This is a genomic window from Dyella sp. C11 (assembly GCF_003121485.1).
Lineage (GTDB): Bacteria > Pseudomonadota > Gammaproteobacteria > Xanthomonadales > Rhodanobacteraceae > Dyella.
On the sequence record NZ_QAVX01000006.1, the window covers coordinates 24,510 to 37,623 of the forward strand.

Annotated in this window: 12 protein-coding genes; 7 read left to right on the forward strand and 5 right to left on the reverse strand. The window is 63.2% G+C overall.

Annotation, left to right across the window (positions count from 1 at the left end; genetic code table 11):
• Positions 1-2: 2 nt before the first annotated feature.
• Positions 3-1,487, forward strand: coding sequence for an efflux transporter outer membrane subunit (locus DK366_RS07640; protein ID WP_109124953.1), 1,485 nt, complete (start codon positions 3-5; stop codon positions 1,485-1,487).
• Between the two features lie 100 nt (positions 1,488-1,587).
• Here DK366_RS07640 and DK366_RS07645 read toward each other — a convergent pair whose 3' ends face one another.
• The 4 genes from DK366_RS07645 to DK366_RS21530 all read right to left on the reverse strand — a co-directional run bounded on the left by DK366_RS07645 (position 1,588) and on the right by DK366_RS21530 (position 6,219).
• Positions 1,588-3,099: a SulP family inorganic anion transporter gene (locus DK366_RS07645; protein ID WP_109124954.1), complete on the reverse strand. Its 1,512-nt coding sequence runs from the start codon at positions 3,097-3,099 to the stop codon at positions 1,588-1,590.
• Positions 3,100-3,113: 14 nt separating this feature from the next.
• On the reverse strand, positions 3,114-3,797 hold the full coding sequence (locus tag DK366_RS07650; RefSeq protein WP_109124955.1) for a carbonic anhydrase: 684 nt from the start codon (positions 3,795-3,797) through the stop codon (positions 3,114-3,116).
• A gap of 218 nt (positions 3,798-4,015) precedes the next feature.
• Positions 4,016-4,369 carry a hypothetical protein gene (locus DK366_RS07655; RefSeq protein ID WP_157956470.1) on the reverse strand — a complete coding sequence of 118 codons (354 nt, stop codon included), beginning with the start codon at positions 4,367-4,369 and terminating at the stop codon, positions 4,016-4,018.
• A gap of 212 nt (positions 4,370-4,581) precedes the next feature.
• Positions 4,582-6,219, reverse strand: coding sequence for a hypothetical protein (locus DK366_RS21530; RefSeq protein WP_109124957.1), 1,638 nt, complete (start codon positions 6,217-6,219; stop codon positions 4,582-4,584).
• A 217-nt stretch (positions 6,220-6,436) separates the two neighbouring features.
• Here DK366_RS21530 and rnt point away from each other — a divergent pair, with 217 nt between their 5' ends.
• From rnt to phoU, 6 genes are all read left to right on the forward strand, one after another.
• Positions 6,437-7,096 carry a ribonuclease T gene (gene rnt / locus DK366_RS07665; RefSeq protein ID WP_109124958.1) on the forward strand — a complete coding sequence of 220 codons (660 nt, stop codon included), beginning with the start codon at positions 6,437-6,439 and terminating at the stop codon, positions 7,094-7,096.
• Positions 7,097-7,607: 511 nt separating this feature from the next.
• Entirely contained in the window at positions 7,608-8,621 is a 1,014-nt protein-coding gene (gene pstS, locus DK366_RS07670; protein ID WP_109124959.1) for a phosphate ABC transporter substrate-binding protein PstS, read from the forward strand.
• Between the two features lie 180 nt (positions 8,622-8,801).
• The gene (gene pstC / locus DK366_RS07675; RefSeq protein ID WP_109124960.1) at positions 8,802-9,821 is read left to right on the forward strand and encodes a phosphate ABC transporter permease subunit PstC; all 1,020 of its coding nucleotides are present in this window, start codon (positions 8,802-8,804) and stop codon (positions 9,819-9,821) included.
• Positions 9,821-10,696 carry a phosphate ABC transporter permease PstA gene (gene pstA / locus DK366_RS07680; protein WP_109124961.1) on the forward strand — a complete coding sequence of 292 codons (876 nt, stop codon included), beginning with the start codon at positions 9,821-9,823 and terminating at the stop codon, positions 10,694-10,696. Before pstC ends, pstA begins: the two co-directional genes overlap by 1 nt.
• The gene (gene pstB, locus DK366_RS07685; RefSeq protein ID WP_109124962.1) at positions 10,689-11,504 is read left to right on the forward strand and encodes a phosphate ABC transporter ATP-binding protein PstB; all 816 of its coding nucleotides are present in this window, start codon (positions 10,689-10,691) and stop codon (positions 11,502-11,504) included. Before pstA ends, pstB begins: the two co-directional genes overlap by 8 nt.
• Positions 11,505-11,595: 91 nt before the next feature.
• Positions 11,596-12,330, forward strand: coding sequence for a phosphate signaling complex protein PhoU (gene phoU / locus DK366_RS07690; RefSeq protein ID WP_109124963.1), 735 nt, complete (start codon positions 11,596-11,598; stop codon positions 12,328-12,330).
• A gap of 374 nt (positions 12,331-12,704) precedes the next feature.
• Here phoU and sugE read toward each other — a convergent pair whose 3' ends face one another.
• On the reverse strand, positions 12,705-13,028 hold the full coding sequence (sugE, locus tag DK366_RS07695) for a quaternary ammonium compound efflux SMR transporter SugE (RefSeq protein WP_109124964.1): 324 nt from the start codon (positions 13,026-13,028) through the stop codon (positions 12,705-12,707).
• Between the last annotated feature and the right edge of the window lie 86 nt (positions 13,029-13,114).

The window sequence follows — 13,114 nt, forward strand, 5'->3', positions numbered from 1 at the left end:
CCATGACTTGCAACCTTTCCCTGCTGCGTCGTGTTCTGCCGTTGGCACTCGTGGCGCTGCTTCCTGCGTGTTCACTCGCTCCTGCCTACAAAAAACCGGACGTTGGCCCCGTTCCCGACAGTTACGCGGGACAGACGGCGGACGGCCTCTGGTCGCCGGCGCATCCCACGGATACCGCGTCGCGCGGCCCGTGGTGGTCGGTGTACGCCAATCCGAAACTCGATCAGCTGGAACAGCAGCTCGATACGTCCAATCCGAGTCTTGCCGTTGCCCTTGCGCGCTACGACGCCGCACGCGCATTGCTGGGCGAGGCGCGCTCGGATCTTTATCCCACGCTCGGTGTCGATGCGTCCGATTCGCGCAATCGCCAGTCGAACAACCGACCGTTGCGCGGCAGCGGCCAGCCGAATGAATACAGCGCGGAAACCTTTGGCTTCGGCCTGGGCTACGAACTGGATCTTTGGGGACGCGTGCGCAACGAAGTCGCTGCGGGCAACGCCAACGCCACGGCCGCGGAAGCTGATCTGGCATCGGTGAAGCTCAGCCTGGAAGCGCAGCTGGCCGATCTCTATATCCGCCTGCGCGGCTACGACGTGCAGGAACGCATCCTCCAGGACACGCTGAATGCCTACCAGCAAGGCCTGGACATGACGCAGCGCCGCTTCGAGGGCGGCATTGCTTCAGGCCTCGATGTCAGCCGCGCCAAAGCGCAGCTGTCGGATGCGCAGGCGCAGGTATCCGAGGTGGTGGCGCAACGCGCGTTGACCGAACACGCCATGGCCACGTTGGTGGGTGAATCGGCATCGCGCTTCTCGCTGCCACCCGACAACTCGCCAATGAACGTACCGGCCATACCACTGGGCGTGCCATCGCAACTGCTGGAACGCCGTCCCGACATCGCGTCCGCCGAGCGACACGTGTTTGCTGCCAACGCTGAAATCGGCGTGGCACGCGCAGCGTTCTTTCCCCGGTTGAGCCTGTCGGCCGCGCTGGGCTTCCAGGACACCGGCATGGGCAACCTGCTCAGCACGGGCAACCGCTACTGGGCGCTGGGCCCCGACCTGGCGATGACACTGTTCGATGGCGGAAGGCGGCGCTCGAAAGTACAGGCTGCGCAGGCCAATCTCGACGCGTCAGCCGGCATGTACAAAGGTGTGGTGCTCAATGCGTTCCAGCAAGTGGAAGACAACCTCACGCTGTTGCAGCAGCTCGGCAAGGAAGCGCATCAGCAGGACGACGCGGCAAGCGCAGCCCACGATTCACAGACCATCGCCACCAACCGCTACCGCGAGGGCGCGGTGAACTATCTCGACGTGGTGAGTGCGCAAACCGCTGCACTGCAGGCAGAACGAAGCGCCGAACAAGTACGCACGCGGCGACTGCAGGCCAGTGTGGATCTGATCCGCGCGCTGGGCGGCGGATGGGATTCAGCTCAGCTGTCGGCCACCACCCATGCGGTGACCGACAGCGTGACCCAGGCCCGCTGACGCGACGTTACCTACGTCGTTGCGTCCGCCTGGGGACCCAAGGAGCCTCTCATGAGGAGAGGGAGGGGAGGCACAAGAGGCTCCTTTATCGCGGGCGGCATCACGCCGCGCGCCGCACGCCTTCCACGCGCTGGTTGAGTTGTTGCCAGTCCACAACAAGCTCACAACCGCGCGCTGAGGCGTTGCGACCCCATTCGCGCAGCAATTCCAGACACGCCTGGTCGACGTGGTGAAGACGATCCACTTCCAGCTGCAGTCGCGTATTCGGCGGCACGCGTTCCAGCGTACGGGCCACGGAAGGCACGCGCAGGAACGTGGCGGAGCCTTCCAGTCGCAGCGAGGCCGTGCCCGGTTCGTCGTGGTGATCCAACGCCACCTTGAGGCGCGAGGAACGCAACGCCAGGCGGAACAGCGACAGCGCGAAACCGATCAGCACGCCTGCCAGCAGATCCGTCGCGACAATGGCCACGGTGGTGCCCACGTAGATCCACGCGGTGCCCTTGCCGTATTCGGCCAACGACTTCACCTGCTTGAAGTTCACCATCTTGACGCCGGTGAACACCAGGATGCCGGCGAGACACGCCACGGGCGTCATGCGCATCAGCCACGGCAGCAGCGACGCAAACACCAGCAACAGGCCGCCGTGCATGATGGTCGCCATGCGCGTGGCGGAACCCGCCTGCACGTTGGCCGCACTGCGCACGATCACGCCCGTCATCGGCAACGCACCCAGCAAACCACAGAGGGTGTTGCCGATACCTTGCGCGGTGAGCTCGCGATCGTAGTTGGTGCGCGCGCCGTCGTGCATGCGATCCACCGCAGCGGCGGACAACAGCGTTTCCGCACTGGCGATGAAGGCGAACGTGAGCGCGGCGATCATCAGCGACGGCTCAAGCAAGCCGGCCATGTTGCCGAAGCTCGGCAGCGACACGGCGGACAACAGGTTCGCCGGCACATCCACCGTTTTCACCGACAAGCCGCCGAACTGCACGATGGCCGTCAACGACACCACGGCGAGCAATGCACCCGGCACGAAGCGCAGTTTCGCCGGGCGAAGTTTTTCCCAGCCCAGCATGATCGCGATGGTGGCCACGCCAACACCCAACGCCGTCATGCTGCCGGAATCGCCCTGCACTGCATCGATCACGGCACCCGGAAGCGCAGCGAAGTTTTCCAGACCTCGCGCCTTGGGCAACGCGTCCATCAACACGTGCAACTGCGACGCCACGATCAGCACGCCAATGCCCGACAGCATGCCCGCGACCACGGCCGGCGAACACATGCGGAACCACACACCCACGCGGCACAGGCCCGCGGCGATCTGGATAAGGCCGGCCAGCAACACCACCGGACCCAATGCCATCACGCCGTGCTCGCGAACAAGCTCGAACACGAGCACGGCAAGACCTGCCGCGGGACCACTGACCTGCAATGGCGAACCCGCGACCATGCCCACCACGATGCCACCCACGATGCCCGTGATCAGGCCCGCTGCCGGCGGCATGCCGGAAGCGATGGCGATGCCCATGCACAAGGGCAACGCCACCAGGAACACCACGATGGAACCGAGCAGGTCGCGTCCGAACAATCCCTGCTTGAAATAGTTGCTCATCACGACGGCAATCCTCAGGCAGCCGTCGCCGTGGGAGCCGCGAAACGCGCGTGCGGCGTGGCTTCGGGCACGTCGAACTTGCCGGGCTCGATCTGCACGAAACGACCCTGCTGTGCGTCGAACGCCTTCAATTCGGCGTGGCCGATGTCATACACCCAGCCGTGGATGCGCAACTCGCCAGCTGCCATGGCCGCGGCCACCGCAGGCAAGGTGCGCAGATGCTCAAGCTGGCCGACCACGTTCTCTTCGGTGAGATGGCGCAAGCCTTCATCGCCCAGCAGGTTGGGACGGTTCTGCGCCACCACGTAGCGCGCCACATCGGCGTGCATCATCCACGCGGCGACGGACGGCATGTCCTTCACCCGCTCGGGATATTGCAGCGCTTTCATCGCACCGCAATCGGAATGGCCGCAGATCACGATGTGCTTCACCTTGAGCACCTTCACCGCGTACTCGATGGCGGCCACCACGCCGCTCACGTGCTGCGCATACGGTGGAACGATGTTGCCGATGTTGCGATACACGAACAGCTCACCCGGCTGCGCGGAGAACATCAGTTCCGGCATCACACGCGAATCGGCGCAGGTAATGAACATGGTGTGGGGACTCTGACCCGACGCGAGCTGGCGAAACACTTCGCGCTGCGCGGGGAAAACATCGTTGCGGAACTGCTCGAAACCTTCGATCAAACGCTTCATGCGAATACTCCAGATGGAAAAGAGGTATCGACGCCCACGGCGCAACGCGCGCCGGGCAAAGGGCGTCAGGAAAAGTTCGAATGCATGGCCCCGATGGCGCATGCGCACGCAAGCACGTGCCGCAGGCGCGGTATCAGTGTTGTATCGGGACCATGGGCTGCGTCATGCCTTCAAAAGCACGCGCAGGGGGAAGGCGCGCCGCTAAAGCGGCCAGCGCATCAAACGGCTTCGGGCGGGCGCAACAGCCGTGCGGGGTCGTGCAGGCCCACGTCGTACGTCACGGACGCAGGCGCCTGGTTGGGCATGGGCGCCCACAGGAAAGCCACATCGAACGGGTGGAGGATGTCGTCCATGCCGCCGTTGGTGGAGTTGTCTTCGAAGGATGGCGAACCGACGTCATCGGCGTTTACATCGGCGACGTCATCGACCAGCACCATCGTTGCCACCGCCTTGCCATCCGCCGATGCGGACGACACCTGCACCGGGCGCACGGGCGTGCCGACCAGCAGAAGCAGGCCGAACATGCACGCCAGGAACTTGGCGAAGTGGGAACGAAGAAGACGCGAAGTCATGAGATCGAAGGTATCGGAAAGCACATGACAGCCGCAAGAGTTTGCGAGAAATCAATCGGGCATCTTCAGAAAAGTGCTGGCGAATATTCATGTTTGCGGCGTCGGTATGACACGCGATGTTTTGTAAGCACAAAAGAAAACGGCGAGCCGAAGCTCGCCGTTTGTCCGTCCATGGGTGGAACTCCGTTGCGATAGCCGTACCGCCGATCCGATTAGAACGGGTAGTAGCGGAAGGAGGTGAAGAACATGTTCTCGGTGGCCTTCGGCGAGGAAATGCCGTTGGCGACCGGGCCGCTCACGCCATTGATGAAGCCCTGGCCAGCGAACGCTTCCTTCTGCGTGTAGGAGTACTGCGCGCCGAACTGCATCTTGCCGAACTTGCCCTGGTAGAACTTCCACCAGAAGCCCGCCGTGCCCTGCCAGATCTCGCGGGCGTTGCCCACGCAGTTGGCGCCGCCAGCGATGTCGCACTGGCTGTTGTTGTAGGCCGGGTTGCCGTAGCCGAGCTGCACCACGCCGCCGTTGTAAGCGGTGAAGTCCTTCTTGCTGGCCTGCTCACGACCACCGAACAGATAGAAGTCCAGATCCGGGTTGGCGTGCAGGGTCAGGCCCGACAGGATCATGTTTTCCTTGATCGGGGCGATGTTGCCGTTCGGGCTGAACGTCACGTCCGAAAGCTGGGCGCTGCCGTAACGGCCGATGCCCTTGCCGTCCATGCCGGACAACTGGAAGTCGAGGGTCTTCTCGATGAGCGGCAGCACCATGCCAGCACCCCAACCGCCGCCCCACGTATCGTGGTTCGAGTACGAACCATTGATGGCGTAGCGGTTGTAGAACGAGCGAGCCAGACCGAACACTTCGTAGTGACCGTAACCCGGGTCAGCCGCGAACTTCACGATCACGTCCGGGATGTGGTTCAGCGACAGCGTGTTGGCCGAGTCGTAACCCGAGCCAGCAGCGATGTTGTAGGCGGTCTGCTGGACCGGAGCCTTCGACTGGTTCGGGCTGCTGTAGAACGTGGTCTGCGGGTTCTCGAGCGAGATACCCAGCCAGTAGGTCTTGTCCCAATCCTTGACCAGGCGGACCTGTGCCTGACGCGCCCAGGTGAAGCCCGGGATGTACTGTGCGTCGATCTGCGGCGGGGTCAGCTCGGTGCGCGGCGTGATGCCCTTGCTGTTCATCGTCAGCAGCGACCAGTTCTGGCCGGCCAGCAGGTGCAGGCCCGAGTTGTCCCAGTCAGCCGTCATGTAGACGTTGCGCATACGCGGGTTGAACGAGTTGGATTCGTTCTGGTTGGCGGTCTGCGCGCCACCCAGGAAGTCCATTTCAACGTAACCGGCGAGGTGCGTGTTCGGATCCACGTCACCCTGCACGAGGGCCGACAGGCGGCTCTGGCGAGCCGACATGCGGAACTCGTTCATGTGAGCGGTCTGCACGTTCTTGTACGGGATCGCGCTGTAGTTGGAGGCGATGTCCGCGCCTTCCTGGTTCGAGCGGTAGATCGATTCGGCAGCGAGGAAGCCGCCGAGCGTGATGTTCACGCCCTTGTAGGCCAGCTTGTCGGCCGACTTCTTCAGCTGCGCATCGGTGGCAGCCGTCTGCTTCTGCACCTGTTCCACGGCCTGGCCGGTGGAAACGTTGATGTCAGACTGAGCGTCCGTGCGCTGCTCGAGTTCGACGACCTTCGCCTGCAGGGCCTGCAACTGGGCCTTCAGCGCTTCGATTTCAGCAGCCTGGGTGGACTGCGAGGTGGTCTTCGAGCTCGACGCCCCGGCCGGGTCGGCCATGACGTGGAAGCTGGTAACGCCCAAACCGGCAGCAACGGCCACCGCGAGCAACTTGGAACGCATGGAATATCTCCGCATGTAGGTAAGAATCACCTGGACCGCCCCCTTTGATCCCTCGATCTCCGGCCGTCCAAGCACGATCGGAGCGCAGGATGGGCTTCGGGCTTTACCGTTACATGGACGTTATGTGACAGAACGAAGACATGCGTTCGCACGCGTACGGACTCAGCGCCAGCGGTGCGCCAGCCGGGCCGGTTGCCCTGGCTGATATGCTTGGACGATGGACAAGCTCAACAACAGCATGGCCGGCCGTATGGCCGAGCGATTCCGCGGCTTCCTGCCTGTCATCGTGGACGTCGAAACCGGTGGCTTCGATTCGGAGCGCGACGCGCTGCTGGAAATCGCCGCCGTCGTGCTGCGCATGACACCCGAGGGCTATCTGCAGCCCATGCCGGCCGTGGCCGCGCACGTGCACCCCTTTCCTGGCGCCAATATCGACCCTCGCGCCCTGGAGATCACCGGCATTGATCCGGACAACCCCTTGCGTGGCGCGCTTGATGAGCGCGTGGCGCTGGACCATGTGTTCAAGCCCATCCGCGACGCCATGCGCGACATGGATTGCCAGCGCGCCATCCTGGTGGGGCACAACGCGGCGTTCGACCTGGGCTTTCTCAATGCGGCCGTGCGTCGCGTGGGCCACAAGCGCAATCCGTTCCATCCTTTCAGCTGCTTTGATACCGCCACGCTCAGCGGCCTGGCCTACGGCCAGACCGTGCTGAGCAAGTCCGTGCAGGCCGCGGGCATTGCCTTTGATACGCGCGAGGCGCACTCCGCCATCTATGACGCGGAACGCACGGCGGAGTTGTTCTGCACCATCATCAACCGCTGGCGTCGACTCGAGGAGTTCGAGCGGGACCAGATTGGGGTGGAGTCGCTTTAAGGGATGTTGTTTGGGTATGGGCGCCAAGGCCCACCACCTACCCCTCACTACCCATACCTCCTCACCGTCATTCCGGCGAAGGCCGGAATCCAGTGCCTTTTGCACTGTTGTTGCCCTGCTCTATTAATAATCCAAAAAAGCAAAGGCACTGGATTCCGGCCTTCGCCGGAATGACGTTGAGGGATAAATGACGGTGAGGGGTGTGGGGCCGGCGACGGTGAGGGTTGGCGACGGTGACGGGCTGGCGTCAATGGGGGCCAGCGACCATGCAAAGGCCGTCGGGCGCTTCCTTTGACGCTCATCCAGGCCCCGCCTCGAAGACCCAGGGCCCTCTTCACCTTTCACCAACCCTCTATGCGTCAATGATTTATGACAGCCCCTCACCGCCTGTCATATCCCTGAAACATTGAGCTCATTTCATTGCAACACGGCGCGCATGAAATAACGGCGGGCGGGAATCCCCCGAAACCCTTATCGCTAAGGAGCAACCGTGTTGATCTCAACCAAATCCATGACTCGTATCGGCACGGCTGCCGTGTTCGCGACGGCTTCGCTGTTCGCCATGGCCGCCCAGGCCACGGACATCACCGGCGCTGGCTCCAGCTTCGTCTATCCGGTGCTCTCCAAGTGGTCCGCCGGCTACGCCGAAAAGACTGGCAACAAGCTCAACTATCAGTCCGTCGGCTCGGGCGCCGGCGTGGCACAGATCAAGGAAGGCACCATCGATTTCGGCGCCACCGACGCTCCGGTGAAGGCTGAAGACCTGGCGCAGTTCGGCCTGGGCCAGTTCCCGGTCGTCGTCGGCGGCATCGTGCCGGTGGTGAACATCCCGGGCGTGGAAGCGGGCCAGGTGAAGCTGGACGGCGCCACCCTCGCCGACATCTTCCTCGGCAAGATCACCATGTGGAACGATCCGCGCATCGCTTCGCAGAACGCTGGCGTGAACCTGCCGGCCAAGAAGATCACTGTCGTGCATCGCTCGGACGGTTCGGGTACCTCGTTCAACTTCACCAACTACCTGTCCAAGGTCAGCCCGGATTGGGCCGCCAAGGTCAAGTTCGGCACGGCCGTCGAGTGGCCGACCGGCGTGGGTGGCAAGGGCAACGAAGGCGTCTCGCAGTACGTGAAGCAGATCGTCGGTTCGATCGGCTACGTCGAATACGCCTATGCCGTGAAGAACAAGATCAGCTGGGTGGACCTGAAGAACGCCGCTGGCCAGGTCGTCGCTCCGAGCGCCGAAGCCTTCGCCGCTGCCGCCGCGACCGCCGACTGGGCGAGCGCCAAGGACTTCAACGTGATCATGACCAACGCCTCCGGTGCGCAGGCATGGCCGATCACGGCGACCACCTGGGTGGTGATGTACAAGAAGCCGAAGAACGCCGAGCACACCAAGGTGGCCTTCGAGTTCTTCAAGTGGGCGCTCGAGAACGGCCAGAAGGACGCCGCCTCGCTCGACTACGTCGCCCTGCCGGACACGCTGGTCAAGAAGATCGAAGCCTACTGGGCTTCGGAGTACAAGCACTGAGGAGCCGCGTCTCGTCGGTCACGCTACGGCAACCGACAGCGCTTAACCTGATGGCTTGACTGCACGACAACGGCCGCCCGATTAACCTCGGGCGGCCTGTTGCTGAAAGGCGCCCGGAAGCGCCGTCCATCCCCAGACGGCTGCGCCGCTCTGATCTGAATGCCGAGGAATCCTCCGCACATGCAAGCGAATGTAGGCGCCGTTGACGCCACCGTGCCCCAACAGGAAGCGCGCGCCCGCCGCGACGCTCGGCACGACCGCCTGTTCAGTTGGCTGCTCAAGGGCTGTGCCCTGCTGGTGCTGGCCTGTCTCCTCGGTGCCGCGGGAGCCACCCTGTGGGGTGGCCGCCATGCGTTTGGCACCTTCGGCTGGCACTTCCTGGTCAGCGACGCGTGGGATCCGGGTTCGGACACCTACGGCGCCCTGGTGCCGGTGTACGGCACGCTGATGACCTCGTTCATCGCGCTCGTCATTGCCGTGCCGATCAGCTTCGGCATCGCGCTGTATCTTTCCGAAGTGGCGCCGCCGTGGCTGCGCACGCCGGTGGCCTCGGCCATCGAACTGCTGGCCGGCATCCCTTCGATCATCTACGGCATGTGGGGCCTTTTCATCTTTGCGCCCTTCTTCGCCGACCACATCAAGCCGTGGCTGACCAACTACCTGGGCAACAAGCCCGACGACGGCAAGCTGTCGTGGGTGGCCCAGCACACGTTCCTCGGCAAGCTGTTCGGCAGTGACTATCCGTTCGGCGCCAGCATCCTGACGGCGGGTATCGTGCTCGCGGTGATGATCATCCCGTTCATTTCCTCGGTGATGCGCGAAGTGTTCCAGACGGTGCCTTCGCGCCTGAAGGAATCGGCGTATGCGCTGGGTTCCAGCACGTGGGAAGTCTCCTGGGACATCGTGCTGCCGTACACGCGCTCGGCGGTGATCGGCGGCATCTTCCTCGGCCTTGGCCGCGCACTGGGTGAAACGATGGCGGTGACTTTCGTGCTCGGCAACGCCATGCAGCTGTCGGCATCCATTCTCGATCCGGGCGCATCGATTGCGTCCACCATCGCCAACCAGTTCAGTGAAGCGGCGGGCCTGCAGAAGTCCTCGCTGATGGCCCTGGCCTTCCTGCTGTTCGTGGTGACCTTCATCGTGCTGTTGATTGCCCGCTGGATGCTGCGCCAGCTCGCCCACAAGGAGGGTCGCTGATGGCCGGCAACTCGATGCTGTACTCCAAGCGCCGCATCAAGAACATCATTGCTCTTTCGTTGAGCGTGGTCGCGACCCTGATCGGCCTGGTCTTCCTCGCGTGGATCCTGTGGGAAACGCTGCAGCAAGGTATCGCTGCACTGAAACCGCAGCTCTTCATCAAGATCACCGCCTACGGTGAAGACGGCGGCCTGGCTAACGCCATGGTCGGCAGCTTCATCATCAATCTGATCGGCATCCTGATCGCCACGCCCATCGGCGTGCTGGCGGGTACCTGGCTGGCCGAATACGCGAACGGTACCAAGCTCGGCGAATCGATCCGCTTCCTCAACGACATCCTGCTGTCGGCGCCGTCGATCGTGCTGGGCCTGTTCGTCTACACCATCATCGTGTTGCCGAGCACGTCGCTTACCAATGGCTCCACCACGTTCTCCGGCTGGGCTGGCGGCGTGGCGCTGGCCTTGATCGCCCTGCCCGTCATCGTGCGCACCTCGGACGAAATGCTGCGCCTGGTGCCTTCCACGCTGCGCGAAGCCTCGCTGTCGCTGGGCATTCCGCAGTGGAAGCTGACCACGCAGATCCTGATCCGCGCCGCACGCTCGGGCATCATCACCGGTGTGCTGCTGGCGCTGGCTCGCATCAGCGGCGAAACCGCACCGCTGCTGTTCACTGCGTTCGGCAACAACTACATGACGTTCAATCCGTCGGACAAGATGTCCAGCCTGCCGCAAATGATTTACCAGTACGCCAACGATCCGGGCGAAGGCCTGCACGCCATCGCGTGGGCCGGTGCCTTCGTGCTTACCATGTTCGTGCTGTTGCTGAGCCTTGCTTCCCGTCTGGTCCTTTCACGCTCCAAGGTGTCCCATGACTGAGTCCGCCGCCGCCGGCATCCATCCGCAGTCCGCGGCCACGCATGCCCCCATCGCGCCCACCAAGCTGACGGTGCGCGACCTGCACTTCTACTACAACGGGTTCCATGCGCTGAAAGGCATCAACATGGACATCCCGGAGAAGAAAGTGACGGCCATCATTGGCCCGTCCGGCTGCGGCAAGTCCACGCTGCTGCGCATCTTCAACCGCATCTATGCGATCTACCCGAAGCTGGAGGCCAAGGGCGAGATCGTGCTGGACGGCGAGAACATCCTGGACTCGCGCTATTCCATGAACCGCCTGCGCAGCAAGGTCGGCATGGTGTTCCAGAAGCCGGTGCCGTTCCCGATGACCATCTTCGAGAACGTCGCCTACGGCATCCGTCACCACGAAAAGCTCTCGCGTGCCGACATGGACATCCGCGTCGAACAGGCGCTGCGCAGCGCCGCGCTGTGGGATGAGGTGAAGGACAAGCTCAAGCAGAGCGCGCTGGGCCTCTCCGGCGGTCAGCAGCAGCGTCTTTGCATCGCGCGTGGCATCGCGTTGAAGCCCGAAGTGCTGCTGCTCGACGAACCGACGTCGGCACTCGATCCGATCGCCACCGGCCGTATCGAACAGCTGGTGGAAGAGCTCAAGAGCGAATACACCATCGTCATCGTCACCCACAACATGCAGCAGGCGGCCCGTTGCTCGGACCTCACCGCCTTCATGTACCTGGGCGAGCTGATCGAATTCGACCGCACCGAACAGATCTTCACCAAGCCGGGCAAGAAGCAGACCGAGGATTACATCACCGGTCGCTTCGGTTAATCGTTATGCTCCCTCTCCCCTCCGGGGAGAGGGCCGGGGTGAGGGGCCACGCCGCCCCTCCCTCCCAAACGGACTCAAAAGAGAATCCCCCATGAGCGGCAGCAGCAAAGAACACATCATCAAGAGCTACGACGACGAGCTGACCCGCCTCACCGGCGAAATCGTCCGCATGGGCGAGCTCGCGGTAAGCCAGCTGGAAGCAGCCATCGACGTGATCGACCGCCGTGACGAGCGCGCCGCGCAGCACGTGGTCAACAACGACGACGCCATCGACCTGCTGGAACAGGAAATCAGCCACGACGTGGTGCGCCTGCTCGCCCTGCGCGCGCCCATTGCCGGCGACCTGCGCAATGTGTTCGCCGCGCTGCGCATTGCCGCCGACATCGAACGCATCGGCGACTACGCCGCCAACGTGGCCAAGCGCTCCATTCCGCTGTCCATGGTGGCTCCGGTCGCGCCGACCAGCGGCCTGGGCTACCTGGCCGAACTCGCTGCCAAGGAAGTGCGCGACGTGCTGATGGCCTATCGCGACCGCGACGCCGAGCGCGCCTACCAGGTGTGGAAGGACGACGCGGAACTGGACGAAGCCTATACCGGCTACTTCCGCCAGTTGCTTACGTACATGATGGAAGATCCGCGCAACATCACGCCGTGCACGCACCTGCTGTTCATGGCGAAGAACATCGAGCGCATCGGCGACCACGCCACCAACATCGCCGAAAGCATCTGGTATCAGGTGAATGGCGAACCGTTGACGGCACAGCGTGCCAAGCGTGATTTCACGTCGAACCCAGAGCTGACGAAGCTGGGCATCAAGCCCGAGTAAGGCAACACAGCTACTCCTGTGGGAGCGCACCCTGTGCGCGACTGGCGGCATGAGACGCCCCAGTCGCGCACAGGGTGCGCTCCCACAGTGTTTTTGGACATTGGCGGTGCTCACCGCGTGTGAGCCTCAATCCCACCCAAGCAATCTTCCGCCTCAGCTTTCTTAGCTGGACGACAGGACAAGAAATGGCTAGCGCAGCGGCTCACGTCCTGCGGAAACAGCCACATCCCCTCACCGTCATTCCCGCGAAAGCGGGAATCCAGTGACTTTAAGCCTTGAAGAGCGAAGGCGCTGGATTCCCGCTTTCGCGGGAATGACGGTGAGGAGTATTTCGATGCGAGGAACGTGTGGGAGCCCTCGCCCCTGGAACGGCGTTAGTGCGCGCCACCGGTGAGCTTCAGCCCCACCATGCCCAGCACCACCAGCCCCACGCAGGCCAGCCGCAACGGCGAGGCCGAATCGCCGAACAGCACGATGCCGAGAATCACGGCACCCACGGCGCCGATGCCCGTCCAGATCGCATAAGCCGTACCGATCGGCAATGTTTTCACTGCCATCGCCAGCAACACGATGCTCGCGATCATGGCCGAACCCGTGATCACGCTGGGCCACAGTCGCGAGAAACCTTCGGTGTACTTGAGCCCGATGGCCCAAACCACTTCGAGCAAACCGGCGACGAGAAGATAAATCCAGGGCATGACGCACTCCTCTGGATGAAGAGCAGGGTCGTCCCCGCAAGAAACACATGCATGCGGGGCCGTCCCCGCAGACCGGCCCCATTGCA

Coding starts and splice junctions, on each gene's coding strand:
- DK366_RS07640 (WP_109124953.1), top strand. CDS start 3: ATGACTTGCAACCTTTCCCTGCTGCGTCGTGTTCTGCCGTTGGCACTC.
- DK366_RS07645 (WP_109124954.1), bottom strand. CDS start 3,099: ATGAGCAACTATTTCAAGCAGGGATTGTTCGGACGCGACCTGCTCGGT.
- DK366_RS07650 (WP_109124955.1), bottom strand. CDS start 3,797: ATGAAGCGTTTGATCGAAGGTTTCGAGCAGTTCCGCAACGATGTTTTC.
- DK366_RS07655 (WP_157956470.1), bottom strand. CDS start 4,369: ATGACTTCGCGTCTTCTTCGTTCCCACTTCGCCAAGTTCCTGGCGTGC.
- DK366_RS21530 (WP_109124957.1), bottom strand. CDS start 6,219: ATGCGTTCCAAGTTGCTCGCGGTGGCCGTTGCTGCCGGTTTGGGCGTT.
- rnt (WP_109124958.1), top strand. CDS start 6,437: ATGGACAAGCTCAACAACAGCATGGCCGGCCGTATGGCCGAGCGATTC.
- pstS (WP_109124959.1), top strand. CDS start 7,608: ATGACTCGTATCGGCACGGCTGCCGTGTTCGCGACGGCTTCGCTGTTC.
- pstC (WP_109124960.1), top strand. CDS start 8,802: ATGCAAGCGAATGTAGGCGCCGTTGACGCCACCGTGCCCCAACAGGAA.
- pstA (WP_109124961.1), top strand. CDS start 9,821: ATGGCCGGCAACTCGATGCTGTACTCCAAGCGCCGCATCAAGAACATC.
- pstB (WP_109124962.1), top strand. CDS start 10,689: ATGACTGAGTCCGCCGCCGCCGGCATCCATCCGCAGTCCGCGGCCACG.
- phoU (WP_109124963.1), top strand. CDS start 11,596: ATGAGCGGCAGCAGCAAAGAACACATCATCAAGAGCTACGACGACGAG.
- sugE (WP_109124964.1), bottom strand. CDS start 13,028: ATGCCCTGGATTTATCTTCTCGTCGCCGGTTTGCTCGAAGTGGTTTGG.